Origin of the sequence: Lysinibacillus fusiformis (assembly GCF_003049525.1) — a bacterium.
In the GTDB taxonomy this organism is placed as follows: domain Bacteria; phylum Bacillota; class Bacilli; order Bacillales_A; family Planococcaceae; genus Lysinibacillus; species Lysinibacillus fusiformis.
The window spans coordinates 177045-199606 of the sequence record NZ_PYWL01000007.1 but is presented as its reverse complement, the minus strand read 5'-3'; the positions used below and the strand labels follow the sequence as shown (position 1 = coordinate 199606).

The 22562-nt window shown below is 38.8% G+C and carries 24 protein-coding genes; 9 read left to right on the top strand and 15 right to left on the bottom strand.

Annotation, left to right across the window (positions count from 1 at the left end):
• Window positions 1-70: 70 nt before the first annotated feature.
• From C9J29_RS16600 to C9J29_RS16585, 4 genes are read left to right on the top strand one after another with little or no spacing between them, the layout of a single operon-like run.
• A complete protein-coding gene (locus C9J29_RS16600) occupies window positions 71-1114 on the top strand; it encodes a sulfate ABC transporter substrate-binding protein (RefSeq protein ID WP_107922471.1) in 1044 nt (347 codons plus the stop codon).
• Between the two features lie 11 nt (window positions 1115-1125).
• On the top strand, window positions 1126-1959 hold the full coding sequence (gene cysT / locus C9J29_RS16595; protein WP_107922470.1) for a sulfate ABC transporter permease subunit CysT: 834 nt from the start codon (window positions 1126-1128) through the stop codon (window positions 1957-1959).
• Between the two features lie 10 nt (window positions 1960-1969).
• Window positions 1970-2842 (top strand): sulfate ABC transporter permease subunit CysW, encoded by an 873-nt coding sequence (gene cysW / locus C9J29_RS16590; RefSeq protein ID WP_089986179.1) that lies wholly within the window; start codon window positions 1970-1972, stop codon window positions 2840-2842.
• Between the two features lie 15 nt (window positions 2843-2857).
• On the top strand, window positions 2858-3928 hold the full coding sequence (locus C9J29_RS16585; protein ID WP_090003344.1) for a sulfate/molybdate ABC transporter ATP-binding protein: 1071 nt from the start codon (window positions 2858-2860) through the stop codon (window positions 3926-3928).
• Between the two features lie 44 nt (window positions 3929-3972).
• On the opposite strand, the gene cysI is transcribed toward C9J29_RS16585, so the two are convergent.
• The 7 genes from cysI to C9J29_RS16550 form a co-directional block, all read right to left on the bottom strand.
• Window positions 3973-5691 carry an assimilatory sulfite reductase (NADPH) hemoprotein subunit gene (gene cysI / locus C9J29_RS16580; RefSeq protein WP_107922469.1) on the bottom strand — a complete coding sequence of 573 codons (1719 nt, stop codon included), beginning with the start codon at window positions 5689-5691 and terminating at the stop codon, window positions 3973-3975.
• Window positions 5692-5778: 87 nt separating this feature from the next.
• Entirely contained in the window at window positions 5779-7560 is a 1782-nt protein-coding gene (locus C9J29_RS16575; RefSeq protein ID WP_107922468.1) for an assimilatory sulfite reductase (NADPH) flavoprotein subunit, read from the bottom strand.
• Window positions 7561-7606: 46 nt separating this feature from the next.
• Window positions 7607-7756, bottom strand: coding sequence for a YezD family protein (locus tag C9J29_RS16570; protein WP_008178096.1), 150 nt, complete (start codon window positions 7754-7756; stop codon window positions 7607-7609).
• Complete coding sequence (locus C9J29_RS16565) at window positions 7756-8496, bottom strand: sirohydrochlorin chelatase (protein WP_008178094.1); 741 nt, start codon at window positions 8494-8496, stop codon at window positions 7756-7758. The genes C9J29_RS16570 and C9J29_RS16565 overlap by 1 nt, the downstream gene beginning before the upstream one ends.
• Before the next feature lie 12 nt (window positions 8497-8508).
• Window positions 8509-9282: a uroporphyrinogen-III C-methyltransferase gene (gene cobA / locus C9J29_RS16560; protein ID WP_107922467.1), complete on the bottom strand. Its 774-nt coding sequence runs from the start codon at window positions 9280-9282 to the stop codon at window positions 8509-8511.
• 393 nt (window positions 9283-9675) lie between these two features.
• The gene (locus C9J29_RS16555; protein ID WP_008178090.1) at window positions 9676-9879 is read right to left on the bottom strand and encodes a hypothetical protein; all 204 of its coding nucleotides are present in this window, start codon (window positions 9877-9879) and stop codon (window positions 9676-9678) included.
• Window positions 9880-10013: 134 nt separating this feature from the next.
• Window positions 10014-11522 (bottom strand): leucyl aminopeptidase, encoded by a 1509-nt coding sequence (locus C9J29_RS16550; RefSeq protein WP_008178088.1) that lies wholly within the window; start codon window positions 11520-11522, stop codon window positions 10014-10016.
• A gap of 123 nt (window positions 11523-11645) precedes the next feature.
• Here C9J29_RS16550 and C9J29_RS16545 point away from each other — a divergent pair, with 123 nt between their 5' ends.
• Window positions 11646-12128, top strand: coding sequence for a divergent PAP2 family protein (locus C9J29_RS16545; RefSeq protein ID WP_008178086.1), 483 nt, complete (start codon window positions 11646-11648; stop codon window positions 12126-12128).
• Between the two features lie 97 nt (window positions 12129-12225).
• On the opposite strand, the gene C9J29_RS16540 is transcribed toward C9J29_RS16545, so the two are convergent.
• The 5 genes from C9J29_RS16540 to C9J29_RS16520 form a co-directional block, all read right to left on the bottom strand.
• Entirely contained in the window at window positions 12226-12555 is a 330-nt protein-coding gene (locus C9J29_RS16540) for a YuiB family protein (protein ID WP_004228336.1), read from the bottom strand.
• A gap of 201 nt (window positions 12556-12756) precedes the next feature.
• A complete protein-coding gene (locus C9J29_RS16535; RefSeq protein ID WP_008178083.1) occupies window positions 12757-14550 on the bottom strand; it encodes a carbon starvation CstA family protein in 1794 nt (597 codons plus the stop codon).
• A 118-nt stretch (window positions 14551-14668) separates the two neighbouring features.
• Window positions 14669-15412 carry a LytR/AlgR family response regulator transcription factor gene (locus C9J29_RS16530; protein WP_008178082.1) on the bottom strand — a complete coding sequence of 248 codons (744 nt, stop codon included), beginning with the start codon at window positions 15410-15412 and terminating at the stop codon, window positions 14669-14671.
• A gap of 6 nt (window positions 15413-15418) precedes the next feature.
• Window positions 15419-17170, bottom strand: coding sequence for a sensor histidine kinase (locus tag C9J29_RS16525; protein WP_043990438.1), 1752 nt, complete (start codon window positions 17168-17170; stop codon window positions 15419-15421).
• 24 nt (window positions 17171-17194) lie between these two features.
• On the bottom strand, window positions 17195-17692 hold the full coding sequence (locus C9J29_RS16520) for an NUDIX hydrolase (RefSeq protein ID WP_008178080.1): 498 nt from the start codon (window positions 17690-17692) through the stop codon (window positions 17195-17197).
• A 167-nt stretch (window positions 17693-17859) separates the two neighbouring features.
• Between C9J29_RS16520 and C9J29_RS16515 the strand changes: the two genes are divergently transcribed.
• On the top strand, window positions 17860-18411 hold the full coding sequence (locus C9J29_RS16515) for a hypothetical protein (RefSeq protein WP_090003321.1): 552 nt from the start codon (window positions 17860-17862) through the stop codon (window positions 18409-18411).
• 159 nt (window positions 18412-18570) lie between these two features.
• Window positions 18571-19092 (top strand): GNAT family N-acetyltransferase, encoded by a 522-nt coding sequence (locus C9J29_RS16510; RefSeq protein WP_008178077.1) that lies wholly within the window; start codon window positions 18571-18573, stop codon window positions 19090-19092.
• 183 nt (window positions 19093-19275) lie between these two features.
• Here C9J29_RS16510 and C9J29_RS16505 read toward each other — a convergent pair whose 3' ends face one another.
• On the bottom strand, window positions 19276-19650 hold the full coding sequence (locus C9J29_RS16505) for a HesB/IscA family protein (RefSeq protein WP_036127329.1): 375 nt from the start codon (window positions 19648-19650) through the stop codon (window positions 19276-19278).
• A 186-nt stretch (window positions 19651-19836) separates the two neighbouring features.
• Between C9J29_RS16505 and C9J29_RS16500 the strand changes: the two genes are divergently transcribed.
• Entirely contained in the window at window positions 19837-20529 is a 693-nt protein-coding gene (locus C9J29_RS16500; RefSeq protein WP_089986182.1) for a DUF2225 domain-containing protein, read from the top strand.
• Window positions 20530-20576: 47 nt separating this feature from the next.
• Here the strand turns inward: C9J29_RS16500 and C9J29_RS16495 are convergent, their stop codons facing one another.
• Window positions 20577-20813, bottom strand: coding sequence for a NifU family protein (locus C9J29_RS16495; protein ID WP_004228295.1), 237 nt, complete (start codon window positions 20811-20813; stop codon window positions 20577-20579).
• 84 nt (window positions 20814-20897) lie between these two features.
• Here C9J29_RS16495 and C9J29_RS16490 point away from each other — a divergent pair, with 84 nt between their 5' ends.
• Window positions 20898-21233, top strand: coding sequence for a YuzD family protein (locus tag C9J29_RS16490; protein ID WP_008178069.1), 336 nt, complete (start codon window positions 20898-20900; stop codon window positions 21231-21233).
• 46 nt (window positions 21234-21279) lie between these two features.
• On the opposite strand, the gene C9J29_RS16485 is transcribed toward C9J29_RS16490, so the two are convergent.
• A complete protein-coding gene (locus C9J29_RS16485) occupies window positions 21280-22344 on the bottom strand; it encodes an NAD(P)/FAD-dependent oxidoreductase (protein ID WP_008178067.1) in 1065 nt (354 codons plus the stop codon).
• Window positions 22345-22562: the final 218 nt, after the last annotated feature.

Here is a 22562-nt window from a genome sequence, read left to right as displayed (position 1 = left end):
TACCAATGACGAATTATCGTTATAGGGGATGGCTTTTTGCATTCTTTAGCCAGAAAGGGAGCGAAATGGAATGAAGAAAAGGAACAATGTCTTTCAATCTTTGGCACTGCTTGCTGTATTAACTTTATCTGTAACAGGATGTAGTAGTGCTAACTCAAATGAAGATACAGGTGGCCAAAAATCAGTAGAGCTATTAAATGTATCCTATGACCCAACACGCGAGCTTTACGATGAGTTCAATCAAGATTTTATAAAAAAATGGAAGGATGAAACAGGGCAGGATGTCACGATTAAACAATCTCATGGAGGCTCAGGAAAACAAGGTAGAGCAGTGATTGATGGCCTCGAAGCAGACGTTGTCACGCTTGCTCTCGCCTATGATATTGATGAAATTGCCGAAACTCGTGAACTGCTAAATAAAGATTGGCAAACAGAATTTGACCATAACTCTACTCCCTATACATCCACTATTGTCTTTTTAGTACGCAAGGGCAACCCGAAAAATATACAAGATTGGGATGATCTCATCAAAAAAGACGTATCCGTCATTACCCCTAACCCTAAAACATCTGGTGGTGCACGGTGGAACTACCTAGCTGCTTGGGGATATGCGGGAAAGTTATATAACAACGATGAAACAAAAATAAAAGAATTTATGAAATCACTATACAGCAATGTTGAAGTACTAGATTCCGGTGCCCGAGGTGCTACCACAACTTTTGTGGAACGAAAAATTGGGGATGTCTTAATTGCATGGGAAAATGAAGCTTACTTATCACTTCATGAATTAGGGAAGGATGAATTCGAGATTATTACCCCATCATTAAGTATTTTAGCGGAGCCACCAGTGGCGGTTGTTGACAAAATCGTTGATAAAAAAGGAACACGCGAAGTGGCAGAGGCATATTTACAGCATTTATATAGCGATACAGGTCAAGAAATTGCTGCCAAAAACTATTACCGACCTCGCAATGAAGCTGTTCTATCTAAATATAAAGACCAATTCCCTCAGCTTGAACTTGTTTCTATCGATGATTTTGGTGGCTGGACAAAAGCACAAGCAACTCACTTTAAAGACGGTGGTACCTTTGATGAAATCTACTTGCCACAATAAGGAGTGTTTTGATGAGTAGTTTAACCCTGACGAAAAAATCACGTCGTATTATTCCAGGCTTTTACCTATCTCTTGGATATACGATGTTATATGTTAGTTTACTAGTGTTATTACCACTTTCTATGATATTTTTCCATACGATGTCCTTAAGCTGGGCTGCGTTTTTCGATATTATCACTGATCCTCGTGCTGTTGCTTCCTATAAAGTGAGCTTCAGCACAGCCCTCATTGCAGGTCTATTAAATGTACTTTTCGGTACAATTATCGCTTGGGTTCTGGTTCGCTACCAGTTTCCTTTTAAAAGAATGATTGATGGATTAGTAGATTTACCCTTTGCTTTACCTACTGCTGTAGCAGGAATTGCTTTAACATCGCTCTATGCCCCCAATGGTTGGATTGGCCAATTTTTTGATTTTAAAATTGCCTTTACGCCCCTTGGTATTATAATTGCCTTAACTTTTATTGGTCTCCCTTTCGTTGTACGGACAGTACAGCCAGTATTGCAAAATATTAGTACTGAAGTCGAGGAGGCTTCAGCTAGCCTTGGAGCCAATCGTTTACAAACCTTTCGTAAGGTGATTTTACCAGAGTTGCTACCAGCCATATTAACGGGCTTTTCATTAGCCTTTGCCCGTGCTCTAGGAGAGTATGGCTCGGTTGTTTTCATCGCTGGAAATATGCCGATGAAAACCGAAATTACCCCTTTAGTTATTATGACTAAACTTGAGCAATACGATTATGCTGGTGCCACTGCAATTGCAGTAGTAATGCTTGTTACTTCATTTATTTTATTATTAACCATTAACGTCATACAATGGCTAGCCAATCGTCGGTTTGTACATTAGGAGGAGCTATATGGAACAATCAACATTTATTCAACAGGCTAGTACTGAAAAAAATAAGGTGTCTAAGTCTGCCGCCTTACAGGAGCCTCGTGTTATTCGCTATGCGCTTACATTTATTGCATTAGCCTTTTTAGCTTTTTTTATCGTCCTGCCATTAGCTTCAATTTTTATTACAGCCTTTCAAAAAGGTGTTGATGTTTACTTGGCAGCTATCACACATCCAGATGCATTAGCTGCTATTAAACTCACTTTAACAGTTGTAGCGATTGCCGTACCTCTAAATGTAATCTTTGGCGTAATGGCTGCATGGACCCTTACAAAATTTAATTTTAAGGGGAAAAATCTTTTACTAACCATTATTGATTTACCTTTTGCGGTCTCCCCTGTTATCGCAGGTTTGGTATTTATTTTACTATTTGGATCGCAGGGATTATTTGGTGATTGGTTATTCACCAATGATATTAAAATTGTTTTTGCCCTACCTGGAATTGTGCTTGCGACTATATTTGTCACACTGCCCTTTGTTGCTCGTGAGCTAATACCTCTAATGCAAGCACAGGGTACGTCTGAGGAGGAGGCGTCGATTTCACTTGGTGCAAGTGGCTTTAAGACATTTTGGTATGTCACCTTACCCAATATTAAATGGGGTTTATTCTATGGTCTAATCTTGTGTAACGCACGAGCAATAGGAGAATTTGGTGCTGTTTCAGTTGTATCTGGCCATATACGAGGCATGACAAATACAATGCCCCTTCATATTGAAATTCTCTATAATGAATATCAATTTTCAGCCGCCTTTGCTGTTGCATCCTTAATGAGTGTCATAGCTATCTTTACATTAATTTTAAAAGACATCATTGCATGGAAGTCCAAATCTAGTTAAAAGGAGATGATCAACATGAGTATACAAATTCAAAATGTCTCGAAAATATACGGATCTTTTCAAGCATTAGAGGATATTTCTATTCATATTCAGTCAGGGGAGCTTGTTGCATTGCTTGGCCCCTCTGGATCAGGAAAAACCTCTCTATTACGTGTCATTGCAGGGCTGGAAACCGCCGATACGGGTGATATTTTTTTTGATGGACATTCCATGACGGATCGGCATCCAAAGGAACGTAATGTAGGCTTTGTGTTTCAGCATTATGCCCTATTTCGTCATATGACAGTCTTTGAAAATGTCGCCTATGGCCTAAAGGTTCGCCCTCGGAAAACTAGACCTACTAAGCAAGAGATACGAGACAAAGTGATAGAATTGCTACAATTAGTTAAACTCGAAAATTTCTCTGACCGCTATCCTACACAGCTTTCAGGTGGTCAAAGACAGCGTGTGGCACTTGCAAGAGCACTTGCAGTAGAGCCGAAAGTTCTTCTGCTAGATGAGCCATTTGGGGCACTTGATGCAAAAGTTCGCAAGGAGTTGCGTCGCTGGCTACGAAAGTTACATGATGAATTTCATATTACAAGTATATTTGTTACGCATGATCAAGAGGAGGCATTGGATGTGGCAGATCGTATTGTTGTCATGAACAATGGCAAAATCGAGCAAATTGGGAGTCCAGATGAAGTGTATACACATCCCAAAAGTCCATTTGTCTATGATTTTTTAGGGAACGTTAATCTTTTTAAAGGACGCTTACATAACGGTAAGCTGATGCATGGAGAAGTTGCACTGGATGTACCTGATGTACAATCACATACAAAAGATAATGTGATTGGTTATGTACGCCCCCATGATATACAAATAGAAAAGGTAAGTATTCCAGGAACGGTTCCCGTCAAAATCAATCATATCCATCTGTTGGGGCCTATTGTTCAAATTGAGCTACGCCGTGAAGATTTAGATGAATTTTTAGAGGCAGAATTATCAAAAGAACAGTTCCTTCACCTTCAGCTTGAAGTGGGCGATCATGTATTTGTTAGGCCGAAGCAATTAAAGGTCTTTATCCCCGAAGATTACTCCATTTAAAAAACCATGTAGCAAAGAAATTTGCTACATGGTTTTTATATTTATTATATGTGAAATTCTTTACCATCGTATATAGCCGTCACATATCCAGCACGAATGACAAAATCACCAAAATGCTCACCGTCTAAACGTTCCTTCGCATAATGTACAAGAATTGGTCGTAGCTCCGCTAGTATCTCTTCCTCACCTATATTTTCACGATAGATTTTATTCAATCGATTACCAGTAAAACTTGCTCCAAGATATAAATTGTATTTCCCAGGACCTTTACCGATAAAGCCTATTTCAGCCATCGCTGCACGGGAGCAACCATTTGGACAGCCTGACATCCGAATAACAATTTCTGTATCATTTAACCCTGTTTCATCAATGATTGTTTCCATTTTTGTAATAAGAGATGGCAAATAACGTTCCGCCTCCGCCATGGCTAAACCACAGGTTGGTAAGGAGACACAGGCAATGGAATTACGACGCAATGCAGAATAATGCGCACCATCCGTCAGCTTATATTGCTCTATAATAGCATCAATCTTTTTCTTTTTCTGTGGTGTTACATTACTAATCATTAAATTCTGGTTAGGAGTTAAACGGAAATCACCTGTATGCACCTTAGCTATTTCACGTAACCCTGTTAACAGCTCATAATCTTGAAAATCTTTAATGCGACCGTTTTGAATAAATAGCGTATAATGCCACTTACCCTCTGCCCCTTTAATCCAACCGAACTCATCTCCTGTACGTTCAAATGTATAAGGGCGCGCTTCTTGAATACTCCAACCCAAACGTCGCGTTAATTCTTCGTTAAACCATTCTAGTCCTCTTGCATCAATCGTATATTTGAAACGTGCATTTTTACGAACTGAGCGATTCCCATAATCCCGCTGAATTGTTATAATTTTTTCTGCTGTTTCCAGTAGTTTATCCGGTGTAATAAAGCCAATTTCACGCGCAAGCTGTGGATAGGTAGCATGATCGCCATGCGTCATCCCCATTCCTCCACCAACAGCTACATTAAAGCCAATAAGCTTTTGATCTTTTACGATCGCGATTAGTCCGATATCTTGTGAAAACACATCGACATCATTACTTGGGGGAATCGCAATGCCAATTTTAAATTTACGCGGCAAATATTGTTCTCCATAAATCGGTTCAATTTCTTCATCCTGACTGTCTATTACCTTTTCTCCATCTAACCATAATTCATGGTATGCACGTGTACGAGGTAGTAAATGCTCACTTAGTTTAGCAGACCAGTTATAAACTTCTTCATGTAATGCTGATTGATTTGGGTTTACATTACACATAACATTACGGTTTACATCCCCACAAGCAGCAAGAGAGTCCAATAACACGTCATTAATTTCTTGCATATATTTTTTGACATTCCATTTTAAAATACCGTGCACCTGAAACGCTTGACGTGTAGTTAGTTTTAAGGAGCCATTGCCATACTTTCTAGCCATTTCATCCATTACAAGCCATTGCTCTGGGGTAGCCGCTCCTCCAGGTGTTCGTACGCGTACCATGAATTGATAGGCAGGCTCTAGTTTTTGTCGTTGTCTTTCAGTGCGAAGGTCTCGGTCATCCTGTAGGTAACTACCATGGAATTTCATTAAACGATTGTCATCCTCAGGAATACCAGAACTTAATGGATCATTCATAGTCCGTTCGAGTGTCCCACGAAGATAATTACTTTCCGTCTTAATACGCTCTACATCACTTGGTTTCCCTGACTGTGGAGGCAAAACAATTTTCTCTGTCATTCTTTATCGCTCCTTTAATCCATTACACCTCTCCAGAGGCTTTGCTTGCTAGCAAATAGTCATCGTCCTACGAGGAAGAGTTTTTTCTTAATAAACATCCCGTTGGTATCGTTTTTGTTGCTTTAGTTCTTGCACAAGGGCTTTTGCTTGCTCAGGCGTTTTCTGCCCCTGCTGCTCTATAATACGGTGAATGGTTGCATCCACATCAGCTGCCATTGATTTCTCATCACCACATACATAAATGACAGCACCTTGCTCAAGCCATTCATAAAAATTAGCTGCATTCTCTTCCAATTTGTGTTGAACATAGATTTTTTTATCGGTATCACGTGAAAAGGCTATGTGCATTTGGCTTAATGTGCCAGAAGCTAGCCAGCGTTGCCAATCTGTTTGATAGAGGAAGTCTGTGACAAAATGCTGATCACCAAAAATGAGCCAAGCTTTCCCCTCTACCCCTAACTCTTCTCTTTCCTCTAGGAAAGCTCGATACGGTGCTATACCTGTGCCCGCGCCAATCATAATTATGGGCGTTTCCTTCTGCTCAGGTAATCTGAAATTTGGATTTTTATGAACATAGATTGGTAATGTAGCGCCAATTTGAAGTTCTGCCACACTACCTGAACATACTCCCAGACGTTGTCGACCATTCGTCTCATAGCTTACCTTGCTAATCGTTAAATGCACCTCATCATGATTCGCCAATTGGCTACTTGCAATGGAATACAGTCTTGATGGAATTTTTCGCAGAATGTCCACGAATTGTTGCGCACTCCATGTGAAAGGAGCAAAATCCTCTACTACATCAAGTAAATCCCTTCCCTTGGCATAATCCTTCCATGCATTAGGTTCTTCTAATAACGATGAAAACTCATTATGTTCTGTGTAAGCTTTAATTTTTTCAAGAACTGGCTTAGATAACACTGTAATTTCCAATTTTTTTTGTAAGGCATTCTTTAAGGACACTGTTTCATCTAACACAGTCACTTCAGTAGCTGGATCAAATTGTAGTACTCCCAGTAATGCATCGACTAATGGTTCACTATTTTCCGGTTGAATCCCAATACTGTCTCCTGGCTCAAATTGAAAATTAGCACCTTCAATGGATAACTCTAGATGACGTGTCTCTTTATTGGAGCCGCGACCATTTAGATTAATATTTTCTAACACTTCAGCGTAAAATGGATTTTTTCTTGAATATGTAGTAGCTCCTTGTATTTCATCGCTCTGTGTTGAAGTAACCGATATTGTAGTAGCCTGTTTGAGAAATTCTTGTTGAACAGCTGAGAACCATTGTGCAGCAGCGTCATCATAATCCACATCACAATCAGTACGAGGAACAATTCTTGTTGCACCTAGTTTGGCAAATTGCTCATCAAAGTCTTTACCTGTTTTACAGAAAAATTCATAGGAGCTATCCCCTAATGCAAGTACCGCATATTGAAGATGCTCTAGTTTTGGTGCTCGTTTACTTTGCAAAAATTCATAGAACTGGATCGCCTGATCAGGTGGATCACCCTCACCATGTGTACTCACAATAAGTAATAGATTGGTGATTTTCTTTAAGTTACTTGCTTTAAATTTCCCTAATGATGAGACAGTAACGTCTACGTTTTGAGCCTTTAATAGAGAGGCATATTTTTCAGCTAGCCCTTGACTATTACCTGTTTGGGAACCATATAAAATCGTCATGGTTTTCGTAATAGGGGCTGCTGCAGGGATCGTCTCAACTACGGCCTCCTGAGTAGCTTGTGGTGCACTTAAATAACCGTTTAACCAAATTTTTTGCTCCAGTGTTAATTGAGGTAAAAGTTCGTTTAATAATTTTACCTGCTCTTCATTAAATGGACTGTTTATAACTTGCAGTTTCAATCTTTGCCACCTCGCGAATCGTTATCATTTCATCCTCTAAAAAGAATTATCGGAGTCTTATTTTTTCTTTCTTTTCGATTTGAACCACATAAGAGTTTTGAACAATCAATGTAATCGAACCATGGTTCACAGTATTTAGCATTTGGCGGACATTATCTAATGCTAGATTTACATTTTCAAGCCTTTTATCTGCCATTATGAAACACCTTCCTCTTTGAAATGTAGTAATTCATCAATACGTTCCACTAACACTTTTTTTACATTGACGTCATAACCTAAGCTTTCACATAACATCATGTTGTTGTTAGATAGTCCTTGTAATCGCTTTGTTATGCTTTGCCGTAAGATACCTGTAAATAAGAGATACGGCACAATAAAAACTTGATGCTGCCTCTCTTTTTCATGCTGGAGCCAGTCATCAAAACTCGGACCCATCCCATATAAGAAGCAAGTATCTACTGTTTGATAGTTGTATTTCATTCGCAATCTTGTTGCAATTTCAGCTAAATCTCTCTTTACGGTTGGATCACTACTGCCACGTCCTATTAGTAAAACACTTGCTTCGCAGTTAGGCTGCTGCTTTTCTAAAATCCTAGCCTGCAACGTGTCAATGATTCGTTCATGAATGCCTAATGGTTCACCGTAGGAAAATTGGATATGCGGATAGAGCTTTTGAGCTTCGGCAATTTCTCTTGGAATATCTTGCTTCGCATGCTGTGCAGCTAGCAATAGAATAGGCATAACAGCAATCATAGTTGCCCCTTGTCTAACACAGTTGGCAATCCCCTCTGCAATGGTAGGTGTTGCAAGCTCCAAAAAGCATATTTCCTGAATAGATACATGAACCTCTTGTTGAACGCCTTGTAGAAAAGCTACAGCTTGATCTGTACCTGCCTTAACACGACTACCATGAGCAATATATAAAATAGCCTGCATAAAGTCACATCCTTACCCCGTAACTTGGATTGGTTGTGGATTGTTATGCTCGAACCAATGTATCGTTTCTCTTAATGCCACAACCTCTCCAACTAAAATGATACTCGGATTCTGAATATTTTCTGTTTGAACGATTTCTTCAATTGTTGCTAAAGTACCCGTAACCGTTTTTTGCTTATCAGCAAAAGTTCCCCAATGAATAACGGCTACAGGTGTTCCTTCCTCACGTCCATATTTGAGAAGTTGCTGTCGGATGTACGGCAGATTACCTACTCCCATATAAATAGCAATCGTATCGATTCCTTTTGCAAGACTTTCCCAACGTATTGCATCATCTTTTCCTTCCTGCATATGTCCCGTAACCATGGCAAAACTTGAGCTTAGATCCCGATGTGTCACAGGAATTCCTGCATAAGCCGGGGCTGCTATACCTGAAGTAATCCCTGGTACAATTTCAAATGGAATATGATGTTTGGCTAGCACTTCAGCCTCCTCTGCCCCTCTTCCGAAGACAAATGGGTCACCTCCCTTTAATCTTGTAACGATTAACCCTTGCTGTGCATAACTGACAAGCGTTTGGTTAATATGCTCCTGAATCATGGCATGTTGTTGTGGCAGTTTTCCGCAAAATATTAATTGAGCGTCTTGTCGAGCATAGTTTAATAGCTCTTTATTTATGAGTCTGTCATATAAAATGACATCTGCACATTCAATACAACGTAAACCCTTGACCGTAATAAGATCCACATCCCCAGGACCAGCACCAACGATATATACTTTCCCCATTCCATTTCACTCCTTCTATCCGTTGCGCCTTCGCGTCATGGTGTCCTGTTTTTAGTTGACGGAGTAGCAACCGTCACGCCCTTTGACATCCACAAGCGGTTGTGTCTCCAAATGGTGGCGTTTGAACAAATTTTTGATTCTCCCTATAGAGGAAAAAGATTGATGTCATCAAGGTAAAGAAAAAAGGCTAATATTATCCCTAGGCACAAAAATGCCTATGAACAATAAAAGCCTCTAGTTTGCTAGTCAGCTACTTTTTAATTCTTAGTAATATAATAAGAATAATAAATAATTTAGTATATTCTGTCAACCCAAAATTTGATACTTCCTCAACACAACAAAAAAACCAGTTGCCGTTTTTGACTAGGCAACTGGATTATTTATTTTATGTTCTTACCAGCGTCTACGATACCGTGGTTCTGGTCGGAAAAATGGACCAGGCGGATATGGCCGATAGTTTGGATAATATGGATTGTAAGGATATTGATTAAATTGAGAACCTAGGAAACTTCCTAAAAAGCCACCGAAAAACGGTGCACCGAATGGCCAAATACCTCCTCCAAATCCTCCTCCTGGGTAACCTCCGAAATTACGCATATGCTACCTCCCTTTTTATTCTATCGTATGAAGGAAGTTGCATCTATCATATGTACATTGCCTAATCTATCGGGATAAGTGCTGCAAATACAAAAAATCAGCGGAAAGACAATCCCGCTGATCAAAATATTCTATTATTTTTCTTCACCTAAACGTTGGACAAAATTAGCAAGTGTACGTACCATCACACCTGTACCACCTTTAGGACCTAGATCATGGACAGCTACTGCATCGGATGTTCCGGCAATATCAAGGTGAATCCAAGGTGTTTCACCAACAAATTCTCCGACAAAGCCCCCACCAAAAATCATATGTCCATCACGACCAGGTGAGTTGTTTAAATCTGCCACATCAGATTTACGAATTCTCTTTTTATCATTCTCTGTCAAAGGCATACGCCAAACAAATTCATCCGTTTCCTCTGCTGCTTCCATAAATGCTGCAAAAAATTCATCATCATTAGAAAGAGCACCTGTTTTATCCATACCTAGCGCAGTAATGACGCCTCCTGTTAAAGTGGCGACATCAATTAGCGATGCAGCCCCTTGCTGCTTCGCATATGTAGTTGCATCTGCCAGAACTAAACGTCCTTCTGCATCCGTATTTAATACTTCCACTGTTTTGCCACTATACGTTGTGATGACATCATCTGGTTTAAATGCTGTGTCAGATACCATATTATCTGTAGATCCGATAACCGCCACTACATTTTTATTTGGACGTAATTCACCGATAATTTTCATGGCACCAAGCACTGCTGCTGCACCGCCCATATCGCCTTTCATCCCAACCATTGAGTCTTTTGGTTTTAAGGAATAGCCACCTGTATCATATGTTACACCTTTACCAACGAGACCAATTGGATTTTCAAAATCATCAGACGCTTTATATTTTAATGTGATTAATCGAGGTTCTTCGAAAGAGCCTTGGTTGACACTTAAAATGCCGCCCATTCCCAATTCTTCTAATTGCGCTTTACCTAGAATTTCTACTTCAAAGTCATATTCACTTGCCAAAGATTCCGCATAGTTTGCTAAATCAGTTGCCGTTAGTAAATTCGGTGGTAAATTAATTAAGCTACGTGCCTCATTCACTGCATCCGCATAAATGACACCGACCTCAAAGCCAGCTACAACTTCGTCTAAATCCCCTGCTGTCGTCACTAGATGAACAGCATCAATACGTTTATCCACTTCGTTTGAAGTTGTTTTGTAATGAGGAATAGAATAATAGCCTAGACCAGTTCCTTCACCCGCTAAGAAGGCTACATCAGTCACTGAAATTGTTTCTGTTGTAAATGATTCAAGCCAGATGGAATACTCTTTTACTTTTAAGGCTCTTAGCTCTTTCCCAACTAAACCAAAGGCTGCTCGAATATCCCCTTCTGTTAGGTTTTTACGCTCATCTAGCCCTACAAATAAAATACGTTTTAAATTGGCATGATCCTTCACAAATGGCAGCTTCGTTAGCTTCTTAAGCTCAGTTGAAACGTCTCCCGCGCTAACCCACATATCAAGTGATTCACCATAAAAAGATGAAAAGCTTGCCCAATCCTGCATTTGCTCACGGTGTTTAGTGACACCCACCACTAATAATTCAGTAGAAATTGTTTCAAATGTCTTTGCTTCTTTTACAATATTCATGTAAATTCCTCCATTCCATCTACTATTATAACGAAGTTTCTGAAAAGCGCGTAATATTTGCCTATATCTTCTTTTAGAAAATAATGAATGTTATAATAAAAGCAATTATTTGCGAAGGTTGTGATGAATTTGAGTTTACTTCAAAATACCCCATTACTGATTGCCCTCTTTTCGGTTATCTTTGCTCAGTTTGTCAAGATTCCCATCCATTTTCTAATGACCAGACAGGTGAAATGGAGCCTCTTTACTTCTACAGGCGGAATGCCTAGCTCTCACTCCGCTTCTGTTACTGGACTGGCAACCTCTATTGCTTATGAGACGGGTTTAGCATCCCCTATTTTTGCCGTAGCCGCAATGTTTTCCATTATTGTTATGTACGACGCAAGTGGTGTACGTTACCAAGCTGGGCAACATGCTGTGATTTTAAATCAATTGCGTAAGGATTTCCAAACACTGCTTCATGATTTTAAAAAATGGCCTCAGATGGATGGGCAAGAGAAAATGGAGGAATTAAAAACGTTATTAGGACACAAACGAAGTGAAGTATTTTTTGGGGCGCTCACAGGTATTTTTATCGCCATCATAACCTACGAATTTTTCATATGATAGCTAAGACACATCCTTTTATGATGGAGGATGTGTTTTTTATCGAATAAAAAAAGTACTCTTCTTTCATGCAATAGAAAGAAGAATACTAAGTAAATTAGAACATGCGATATCCACTTTTTCGTAAATAAATCATCACAATGCCTGCCACGATGGAGCCTGCAAAGCCGCCTGATAAAATAGCAATATCTACAAACTGAAGGGCTTGTAATTTATCGATTAACGCTGGAAATGCAGAACCTGGCTTGAAAATATAATCTAAGAAGCTTACTTCATCCACGATAAAGATCACAACAATTGGATATACAATCGCCATTAACCACGTCATACGTAACAGCATGTTTAATAAGAATCCGATACCAAAGAACATGACGAAAAATAACAAAATAGAAATGATTAACTGTACTAATGAAACTGGACCATCCATGTATGTATAACCTCCGTTTTCCTCTCATTAGTTTACATGATTACGACAACGCTTTCAATGAACATATCCTTGTTTTCGCTTGTTCGACATATTTATGAAATCATTTACGGTGATTGTGATTGATCATGGATATTTTATCCTAGCAAATACCAAAAAACTATTGAAGACCATTTCTTATCTCCAATAGTTTCTTCTATTACATTATGAAGTTGATTGAGTTAATACGAACTTTGGAGATTTCCATAGCTGTGCCCATTTCTTAAACGCTGAAATAACGATGAGTAGTCCTAGCATCAGCATGATAACGGATAAGATGCCGTTTAACATATTAAAGCCGGCAGCTGCTGGATTCCAATAAACGTTTTTAATCATCCAATAACCAGCCACATTCACAGTGATGTATAAATAAGTTAATGGGATAAAACAAGTTAGTGCATAGATTCGTTTATCTGCCACCTTCAGTACCATCGTCACTCCACATACTAAACCAATTGCCGCCATTAGCTGATTGGATACACCAAATAATACCCAAATGGAGCTAATATCCCCTGAATACAATAAATAACCCCACATAAAGCAAGCAAGTGCACTAGCGAAAATTGTTCCTGGTATCCAATTAGTACGCTTTAATGGCTTATAAACATTGCCCCCAAAGTCTTGAATTAAATAGCGTGCCACCCGTGTTCCTGCGTCTATCGCTGTTAGAATAAAGACAGCCTCAAACATAATGACAAATTGATAGAAATAGGAGGATAACTCCGCAAACCAAGGAATACCTGTAAAAATATCCGTCATTCCGACGGCTAATGTCACGGCTCCTCCTGTTCGTCCCTCTAAGTCCATTCCAATACTTTGAGATAATGCTTGTAAATGAACAGGCTCCATTCCTAATGAAGCAAAAACTGCTGGCGCTGAGTTAATGGCAAAATAGTCTGCTGGATGAAGGGCTGTAGCTGCAATTAACGCCATCACACCTACTAACGACTCAACTAACATTGCTCCAAAGCCAACGATTCGAATATCTTCCCAACGGTCAATCATTTTAGGTGTCGTTCCTGAGCCTACAAAGGCATGGAAGCCGGAAATAGCCCCACAGGCAATCGTAATGGATACAAATGGCCACACAGGACCTGCAATTACCGGACCTCCACCATGAATAAACTCTGTAAATGGTGGGAACTGAATAGCTGGGTTAACGAAAAAGACACCGATAATTAAAGCGATGAACACCCCAATTTTCATGAAACTACTTAAATAATCACGTGGAGCTAATAATAGCCACACAGGTAATGCCGCTGCAAAAAATGCATAGATAGGTAAAATAATTGCTAATGTATCACGGTCAAATGTTAAAAAATCACCAAATGCAGTTCCTTGAATAAGCGGCCCAATAAATACGCCTATCATTAATAAAACAAACCCAACTGCAGACGTAACAAGTAAATTGCCTGTTTTACGATAAGCAATACCCACAAGCATAGCAATTGGAATGGTGATCCCTACTGCAAACGTCCCCCATGGATTGCGTTCTAAAGCTCCTAAAACTACCATAGAAAGACCTGCCATTGTAATTGTAATAATAAACAGCATAGCAAGGCCTGTACAGAAGCCAGCAATCGGACCGAGCTCTTCCTTCATCACTTCGGATAAAGACTTACCACCATGGCGCATAGAAGCAAATAACACGACTGCATCATGGACAGCTCCCCCAATGACAGCCCCTATTAATAACCATAGAAGGCCAGGTAAATAACCAAACTGTGCAGCTAAAATCGGTCCTACTAATGGCCCCGCAGCAGCGATGGCTGCAAAGTGATGCCCAAAGGTTACCCATTTATTCGTCGGAACATAGTCTTTACCATCTTCCAAAGCGTGGGCGGGCGTGGGCGTATCATCCTTTATTTTCAGTACCTTTTTTGTAAAAAATATGCCATACAAACGATAGCTAATCACTAAAATACAAATAGAGCCTATCACAATTGTAATCGCATTCATGCAAACACCCCTTTTACTTTTTCCACATCATAGCAAAGGAATGTCCACGATATTCATAAAATTAACTGAAATGTCAGAATTAAAAGTTGAAACGTAGGTTTCTACCGCTGAAATGCAACTACCTCGACAGGTCAAAAATTTTCCGCACATCCTTCATATAGAGCCTACTGACAGGAATGGAATGTCTGTTATCCAAAATTAAATTATATTTAGAACTACTCCAAGGCTCTAGCTCCACAATATGCTCTAAATTTACGATAAACGCACGATGGACACGCACAAATCCTTTTAATGTTAGCTTCTTTTCTAATGCTGCCAATGACTCCGAAGCAAAGAACCTTCCTTGCTCTGTGACAACCACCGTTTTACTGTCCTCCGATGTACAATATAAAATATCCTGTATTTTCATTAATAGAATTCGATCGTTGACATAAACCGTTAATTTATCAAGCTTGTCCAGCTGTGAAATCTTTATTTCTTCCATCGTTTTCGCCTGTGCGGCTCTTTTTTTAGCTACTAGCTTTTCTACAGCAGCTTGTACTCGTTGTGCTTCAAAAGGTTTCAGAATATAATCAAAGGCATTCACCTCAAATGCCTGTAATGCGTATTCATCAAAGGCAGTAGCAAAGATAATTTCGGGTCTTTTTGTATGCAACAGTAATTGTTTTGCTAAATCAAGTCCATTATTCATGCCTAACTCAATATCTAAAAATACACAATCAACCTGTTCATACTGTGTCGTGTTGTAAAAATCCTTAAGACTTTCAGATTCACCACAAACATTTACTAACGCTGTTTGCTCTAATAAATAGCGCAATTCAGCGCGTGCCAACGGTTCATCATCCACAATGTATACATTCAATCTCTTTTACTCCCATCTAGTCGCCTTTAACGGCAGTTGAATCATTATTTTTGTTCCTACATCCAATGTACTCACTATATGAAAATCAGCGTCTGAGCCATAAATTTCATGAATACGCTGATAAATATTCCACAACGCCGTTCCAGTCCCTTGCTCCGATTGCATAATCCGTTTACCGAGCTGCTTTACCTGCTCTTTTCTCATGCCACAGCCGTTATCTTCAGTTAGCAAAACTAGCTTATCGTTCACTCGTTGTACTTTGACAAAAATCTTGCCTTCCTTACGATTTTTAAACGCATGATAAATAGCATTTTCAACAAGAGGCTGCAATGTAAATGGTGGAATCTGCACATCGAAAAGTGATTCATCCATAATAAACTCAACTTCGTAACGATTAGGAAATCTTGTTTGCTCAATGGATAAATAAGCCTCAACATGGTCAATTTCATTTTTCAATGGAATAAGCATTTGCCGTGCACCTTGTAAATTGCTTCTAAAAAATGTACTAAGCTTGATCAATAATGCTCTTGCCTCATCTGCATCTGTACGGATCAAGCTTGATATCGTATTAAGGCTGTTAAAGAAGAAATGAGGATGAACCTGTGCCTGTAACGCTTTAATTTCAGCATCCTTTAATAACTTTCTCTGTTGTTCAATTTCAGCATATTCCAGCTGTGAAGAGAATAGTCTACTTAAGCCCTCCGCAAGCTCCTTCTTCACCCCTGTTAATGAATCTGCCTTCGTGAAATACAGCTTTAGGCTTCCAACCGTGCGATGCTGTACCATTAAAGGCAAAACAATGGCGGCGCTTAAAGGACAATCATCATGTGGACATTGAATTTCCTTTGCCGAAGTAGCCATTAAAATTTCCCCTTCCTCTAGTACTCGCTTCGTCAAAGCCGTCATAATTTCCCGATGAATTAAATGATGGTCTTCCCCAACGCCAACATGGGCTAATACACCGTTTTTATCCGTAATGGCGACCGCCTCTACACTAATTTCTCTTTTAATAATTTCAGCCACCGTCTGACAGGATTCCTCATTCAAGCCTTTTCGGAAATGCTCAATCGTTTGTTGAGCAATTGAAAATGCTTGATGTGTTTGCAATGCCTTTGTTCGTTCTTCTTCATCAATAAATGTTTTTATAATCATAAAAAATAAGAAGATTCCAAAGGCATTCATCAAGATCATTGGCATGGCAATTAATGTTACTAGCTGCAAAGCCTGCTCGAATGGCTTCGCAACTACTAAAATCACCAACATCTGTATCGTCTCTGCACAAATTCCAATGATAACAGCTTTCTTATAGGAAAAAGTTTGACGTATTTTGAAACGGTTACTTAATCCACCGGTCATAAAGCCTGCTAAAATCGTCGAAATGCCACAGGCGATCGCTGTAAAGCCCCCTAGTGTCATACGGTGAATCCCTGCTATAATCCCAACACATACACCAACAAGGGGTCCACCGAAAATGCCTGCAATCGCTACACCAATTAATCTCGTATTGGCAATAGCCTCCTCAGCATTAATCGTACTATGTATCATCTGATTTAACGGGTGTATCGTACCGCTTTCAATTTTAATCCCTGTATAACTACTAATAATACATAAACTACTAAAGACAATGATGAGCCATATTTTCTCCTTCGATCCTTGCTCCTGAAACAGCTTCTCTCGAAACAGCCTCCACCTTGACATTAAAAAGGCAAACACAATGATCAGCCCAACGCGCTCTAACATAAATAAAAATAGCTCCATCATAGGTCCCCTCCCAAAGTCATATCATTTTTTAAAGAACAGTCGATACGAGGTATACCCAAAAATATCGCCAGGATTAATCCCCTCTATCGCATCTAGCTGATGGTTTTCGAATTGATTGGATGCCATTTCTTTTAACATAACGGAGGTAGTTTCATCTTGTGCGAGCTCCTGTGGATACAACCATTTGGCCTCCAGTATTTCTTTTTCCTGAATGCATACCTGCTGCTGTTCATCTAGCATACGACAATAAAAAATCGCCATATTATCACTGATATCATCACGGATAACGCCTGTACGAAATCCAATTAAGCCTGATACACTGCAATCTATTCCTGTTTCTTCTTTTATTTCACGGATGACCGCCTCATCCACGGTTTCACCAGCGTTAACAAATCCTGCCGGCAATGACCAACGCCCTTTCAATCCGCTATACGCTTTTTTCACAACTAACCATTGCCCAAGCTCATTCACTGTAACACCCGATACGCCCAGCCATATTTTCCCTCGATCTTTTCTCATAACCTTCACCTCTATATTTCTATTATACCTGCTTGCTTTCAGTGGAATGAAGCTTTTATTCAGAATTTTAAGACCAATTTTAATAATTCAAAAGAATGCATAGACAATCCTTATTTGTAAATATGTTACACTTAGTGTACCAATCATTTTATAAGAAAGGAGATTGTATGTTACATGCACTATCAGTACGAGCAAAGTACTTTATAGCAGCCCTTATCGTAGCGATACTCACACCCTTTTTAGCCTTCTTTACGCCTCTAACCATATCGCAGACATTCTATGCTCATAGAGAGGATGTCGTCCTGATGACACCACCTAGCAACTTTATTATGCTATTAATAGCTTTAGGCTTGATCTTCGTAGTTTTCATTGTACTCGGATTAAAAAGGAATCCAAACATCTACACCCTTGCATGCGTCATCATCATAAGTAGTATCGTATTAGGTTATTATTCTTTATTAAGCTATAGCGCCATACAAAAGGATCAAATCGTTTTTCAACAGTATCACCATCAAACTATTTATAAATGGCAAGATTTAAATGAGGTTATCTATGAATATGAAGTAGGTACGTTTGGAACCTATTACTTTCAAACTAAAAGCAATGAACAATTTATCATTGAGGAAAATGGACAATTTGGTCTTGATGAAAAGAGGGCTATCTATAAGCTAGCAGTTTTAAACGGAGTACGGTTTATGGAGCGTGAAAAGTCTGATTAACTCCATGCTAAAAGGCTTCTTTCATCACCAGCGAAAGAAGCACTTTTCTTATTTTCACTTTGTTTCAATCTCCAGCAATCAGGAGAGAAGGATATCGGTTTTCATAAAATAAAAGCCATCCACCCGACCACATGGTTGAATACAGAAAGGGAGAGTAAAATGATCATTAAAATGACTCCGTCTACTATGAAGGATTTTAATAAATCAAACGATGGTTTTATAGTCTCGGGGAAAATTATACCGACATACAAAGATAAAGTTTGGACATTTACAGAGGAAATATGTTCTGTGCCTTACTTCAAAAAATATGAAGAGGATGAAATTGATCTTAGCTATATAGAAGATATCGAGAAAGCTGTATTTTTTTATTATATTGACAACAGCTGTGTAGGGCAGATTAAGATGTGCTCTAACTGGAACGGATATGCACTTATTGAAGATATCGCTGTCGCAAAAGATTATAGAAAAAACGGCGTTGGTACTGCCTTACTAAATAAAGCCATTGAGTGGGCCAAAGAAAGGAACTGCTGTGGTCTCATGCTTGAAACACAAGATATCAATGTTTCAGCTTGTCATTTTTATGCTAAAAATCAATTTGTAATAGGTGCAGTGGATACGATGCTATATTCAAACTTTCCAACAGCAAATGAACTAGCAATTTTTTGGTATTATAAATTTTAAATTATTAGAGTGCCTTGTTTATGATCTAAACAAGGCTTTCCTTTTAGACTTCAAAACACAGTAAAAGCCTCTTCCATTTGTTGTTTTCAAAACATACAAATCGAAAAGGCTTGTATTCACAACCTAATTCAGATTATGTTTACATTCCATCAGGATTGTCTTCTACATTTATATCACGTTTAATTATTCACAAATCTCAGGTGTACCTTCACGCTTTGCTGTTTTGAAAGATGTACCGCAGCCACATGAAGCAATGGCATTTGGATTATCGATTGTGAAGCCACCGCCCATTAGCGATTGTTTATAGTCAATTTTTGTTCCCATCAAAATCGGCGCATCTTCACGGGAAACAAGAATTGTTAAACCATGTTGTACATCTACAAAGTCTTCCTCTTTTTTCTCTTGATCAAAATGCATACCATAGGATAGCCCACTACAGCCGCCACCGTTTACTACTACACGTAAAAAAGAACCTTGCTCTTCATTATGCTCCATCATTTCATTAATATGAAAGCCGGCAGCCTGTGTAATTTCAATAACTTGCTTTGTACTTGTCATCCCCATCACCTTCCTTCTTACCTAATATCATATCAATTTTGACCATTGTATGACAAACATTCAGCTTCAAGGTAAATTTTAGTGAGAGTTCTCATATTTTTCACATGTTTAGGAATTTTTATTCATGTTTCTACTAGCACCATTGGTATAATAGTTACAACGACTTCTATGTAGGGGGTAATATATATGGATATTTCACCGTATTATGAAAAACAAATTCAATGTTTGAATTGTAAAAAGGATTTTCCGACGTTAAAAGTTCGTTCCAAATTTATTAAAGTAGAGCATACCGAAACCGATTTCCACCCTATTTATACGGATGATGTGAATGCGCTTTATTACAATGTCTTCGTTTGCGAGCATTGTGGGTTTTCATTTACAGAGGACTTTACAAAATATTTTGCACCAGGTATTCAAGATGAGATTCACACACAAATAACAAAAAAATGGGTGCATCATGATTTTAAGGGAGAACGTACTGTTTTTCAGGCGATACAAGCGTATAAATTGGCTTTCCTCTGCGGCACGATAAAAAAAGAAAAACATGTCGCTATTGCTGGTTTAGCTTTGCGTCTTGCTTGGCTCTACCGTTCTCTTAAAAATAGTGGGCAAGAGGAGCGCTTTATGAAACTGGCGCGTGATCATTATATGGAATCGTATTCAACAGAAGATTACAGTTCTACACAAATGTCTGCTGTACGTATTATGTATATGATTGCCGAATTATCAAGAAGAATCGGAGACATTGAAAATGCGACACGCTTCTTCTCTAGAGTAATTGAAAAACAAAGCAGCGGTGGCGAGGCAAAAATTGTGGACATGGCAAAAGAGCAATGGGCTGTCATCCGCGAAGGAAAAGAGCATACGCGACACCTATAAATAAAAAAAGTTCTAGTCTGAGATTCAGCTAGAACTTTTTAAATGTCTTAGAATACTTGCTCTACTTCCACAATACCTGGTACTTCTTCTAATAATGCGCGTTCGATACCAGCTTTCAATGTAATAGTAGAACTTGGGCAACTGCCACAAGCCCCTAATAAACGTAATTTTACAACGCCATCCTCAACATCTACTAATTCACAGTCTCCACCGTCACGTAGTAAGAACGGACGTAATTTATCTAATACCTCTTGAACTTGGTCGTTAATTGTTGCTTCAGCCATTTTATCTCGACTCCTTTCCTTATAATGATTATAATGTTAGCAACAGAAAAAATCCAATATTGAATCACAAGGAGAGAAAATACGATGCAACCAACTAAACCTATGATTGAAATTTATGGAACAGCTGTAATTTGCGCTAGCTGTGTCAATGCTCCATCTTCCAAAGATACATATGAGTGGTTACAAGCAGCTATCGATCGAAAATATCCAGATCAACCATATGATATTCGTTATATCGATATCGAAGGTCCAATTGAGAATGAACGTGATCAAGACTATGCGACACGTATTCAGGAAGATGAATTTTTCTACCCTCTTGTCCTCATTAATAATGAAGTCGTTGGTGAAGGCTATGTACAGTTGAAACCGGTTTTCACTGCACTTGAAGGTTTAGGATTTGTTCCAGACATAACAGTTTAATTAAAGCCAAGGGATTGTTTCAAATAGAAACAATCCCTTTTACTAACTAATCATTTTGACGTTTGTAATACCATAATAATCCGGATTTCATTAATCGAGCGATACGACCTGTAACTGTTGTATCTGCCAAATAGACAAAGCCTTGTTTTTTACCAAGGGCACCCATGAAACCTTTTAATTTAATATCTGGCATTTTTTCAGGTAAATGTTCGCCCTTCCAGCGCATACGAAGTACTTTAACAATTAGCTCTGCTTGTTCCTCTGCTAACTGTGCTGTTGGAGGTAAATCTGAGGAAGCACAATCTCCAACAATATATACATGTTCATCGTCAAGTACATTAAAGTACTGTGTTACTAGTGGACGACCCTGTTTATCCTTCTCCACATCCATATCACGTACGATTTTGACAGGCTGTACGCCAGCTGTCCATACGACCTTGTCGAGTAAAATTTCATCTTCATGATTGAAAATTTTACCTGGCTCCACTTTAGTAATATTGGAATTGGCAATAACATCAACGTTATGCTTCACGAACCAATCATTTACATATTTACTTAGTTTCTCAGGGAAATCCTTTAGAATACGTGGACCTCGGTCAAATAGCTTAATTTTTAAATCAGATCGACTTTCACGTAGCTCACTTGCAAGTTCGATACCACTTAAGCCAGCTCCTACAATTCCGACTGTAGACCCAGCTGGTAAACCACATAGCGCTTGAAGTGTAGCACGTGATTGTCCCATCGTTTGAATGCTATAAGTGTACTCCTCTGCACCTGGTACACCATGATATTTATCTTCGCAACCAAGACCAACGACTAAATCATCATATTCAATACGTTGTCCATCTTCTAAAATGACAACTTTTTCCGCACGATTAATTTCAGTGATTTCTCCATATACAGGCGTTAAACGTTCATGCTCAGGGAAGCTTACACGAATTTCTTTATCTGTAGCAGTTCCAGCGGCTAACGCATAAAACTCAGTTTTTAAACTATGGAAAGGGGCTCTATCTATTATGACTACCTCTCTGTCTAATGGCAGACTATTTAATAGACGAAGCATGACACGCATATTGCCATAGCCGCCACCTAAAAGTACTAATTTACCCATAATATTCTCCTTTAATATCTCTTTTAATAATTGTTCACAAAGTATCCACAAACGAGTATAACCGATTGTGAGAAGTTTCACAATATCAGAATGAAAATTTGTGAAGGATTTCACAAAATAAATGAAAAGATGTTCATTTCCATAGATTTTTAAGCAATTAATAACGGTTTTCCCTTAAAGTTTTATATAAAAACACTTCTTTACCTTCAATTTAAATA

Coding starts and splice junctions, on each gene's coding strand:
- C9J29_RS16510 (WP_008178077.1), top strand. CDS start 18,571: ATGATCATTAAAATGACTCCGTCTACTATGAAGGATTTTAATAAATCA.
- cysW (WP_089986179.1), top strand. CDS start 1,970: ATGGAACAATCAACATTTATTCAACAGGCTAGTACTGAAAAAAATAAG.
- C9J29_RS16490 (WP_008178069.1), top strand. CDS start 20,898: ATGCAACCAACTAAACCTATGATTGAAATTTATGGAACAGCTGTAATT.
- C9J29_RS16525 (WP_043990438.1), bottom strand. CDS start 17,170: ATGGAGCTATTTTTATTTATGTTAGAGCGCGTTGGGCTGATCATTGTG.
- C9J29_RS16600 (WP_107922471.1), top strand. CDS start 71: ATGAAGAAAAGGAACAATGTCTTTCAATCTTTGGCACTGCTTGCTGTA.
- C9J29_RS16545 (WP_008178086.1), top strand. CDS start 11,646: ATGAATTTGAGTTTACTTCAAAATACCCCATTACTGATTGCCCTCTTT.
- C9J29_RS16535 (WP_008178083.1), bottom strand. CDS start 14,550: ATGAATGCGATTACAATTGTGATAGGCTCTATTTGTATTTTAGTGATT.
- C9J29_RS16515 (WP_090003321.1), top strand. CDS start 17,860: ATGTTACATGCACTATCAGTACGAGCAAAGTACTTTATAGCAGCCCTT.
- C9J29_RS16485 (WP_008178067.1), bottom strand. CDS start 22,344: ATGGGTAAATTAGTACTTTTAGGTGGCGGCTATGGCAATATGCGTGTC.
- C9J29_RS16500 (WP_089986182.1), top strand. CDS start 19,837: ATGGATATTTCACCGTATTATGAAAAACAAATTCAATGTTTGAATTGT.
- C9J29_RS16520 (WP_008178080.1), bottom strand. CDS start 17,692: ATGAGAAAAGATCGAGGGAAAATATGGCTGGGCGTATCGGGTGTTACA.
- C9J29_RS16495 (WP_004228295.1), bottom strand. CDS start 20,813: ATGGCTGAAGCAACAATTAACGACCAAGTTCAAGAGGTATTAGATAAA.
- C9J29_RS16565 (WP_008178094.1), bottom strand. CDS start 8,496: ATGCAGGCTATTTTATATATTGCTCATGGTAGTCGTGTTAAGGCAGGT.
- C9J29_RS16505 (WP_036127329.1), bottom strand. CDS start 19,650: ATGACAAGTACAAAGCAAGTTATTGAAATTACACAGGCTGCCGGCTTT.
- C9J29_RS16585 (WP_090003344.1), top strand. CDS start 2,858: ATGAGTATACAAATTCAAAATGTCTCGAAAATATACGGATCTTTTCAA.
- cobA (WP_107922467.1), bottom strand. CDS start 9,282: ATGGGGAAAGTATATATCGTTGGTGCTGGTCCTGGGGATGTGGATCTT.
- C9J29_RS16540 (WP_004228336.1), bottom strand. CDS start 12,555: ATGGATGGTCCAGTTTCATTAGTACAGTTAATCATTTCTATTTTGTTA.
- cysI (WP_107922469.1), bottom strand. CDS start 5,691: ATGACAGAGAAAATTGTTTTGCCTCCACAGTCAGGGAAACCAAGTGAT.
- C9J29_RS16570 (WP_008178096.1), bottom strand. CDS start 7,756: ATGGCAGATAAAAGGCTTGAAAATGTAAATCTAGCATTAGATAATGTC.
- C9J29_RS16555 (WP_008178090.1), bottom strand. CDS start 9,879: ATGCGTAATTTCGGAGGTTACCCAGGAGGAGGATTTGGAGGAGGTATT.
- cysT (WP_107922470.1), top strand. CDS start 1,126: ATGAGTAGTTTAACCCTGACGAAAAAATCACGTCGTATTATTCCAGGC.
- C9J29_RS16550 (WP_008178088.1), bottom strand. CDS start 11,522: ATGAATATTGTAAAAGAAGCAAAGACATTTGAAACAATTTCTACTGAA.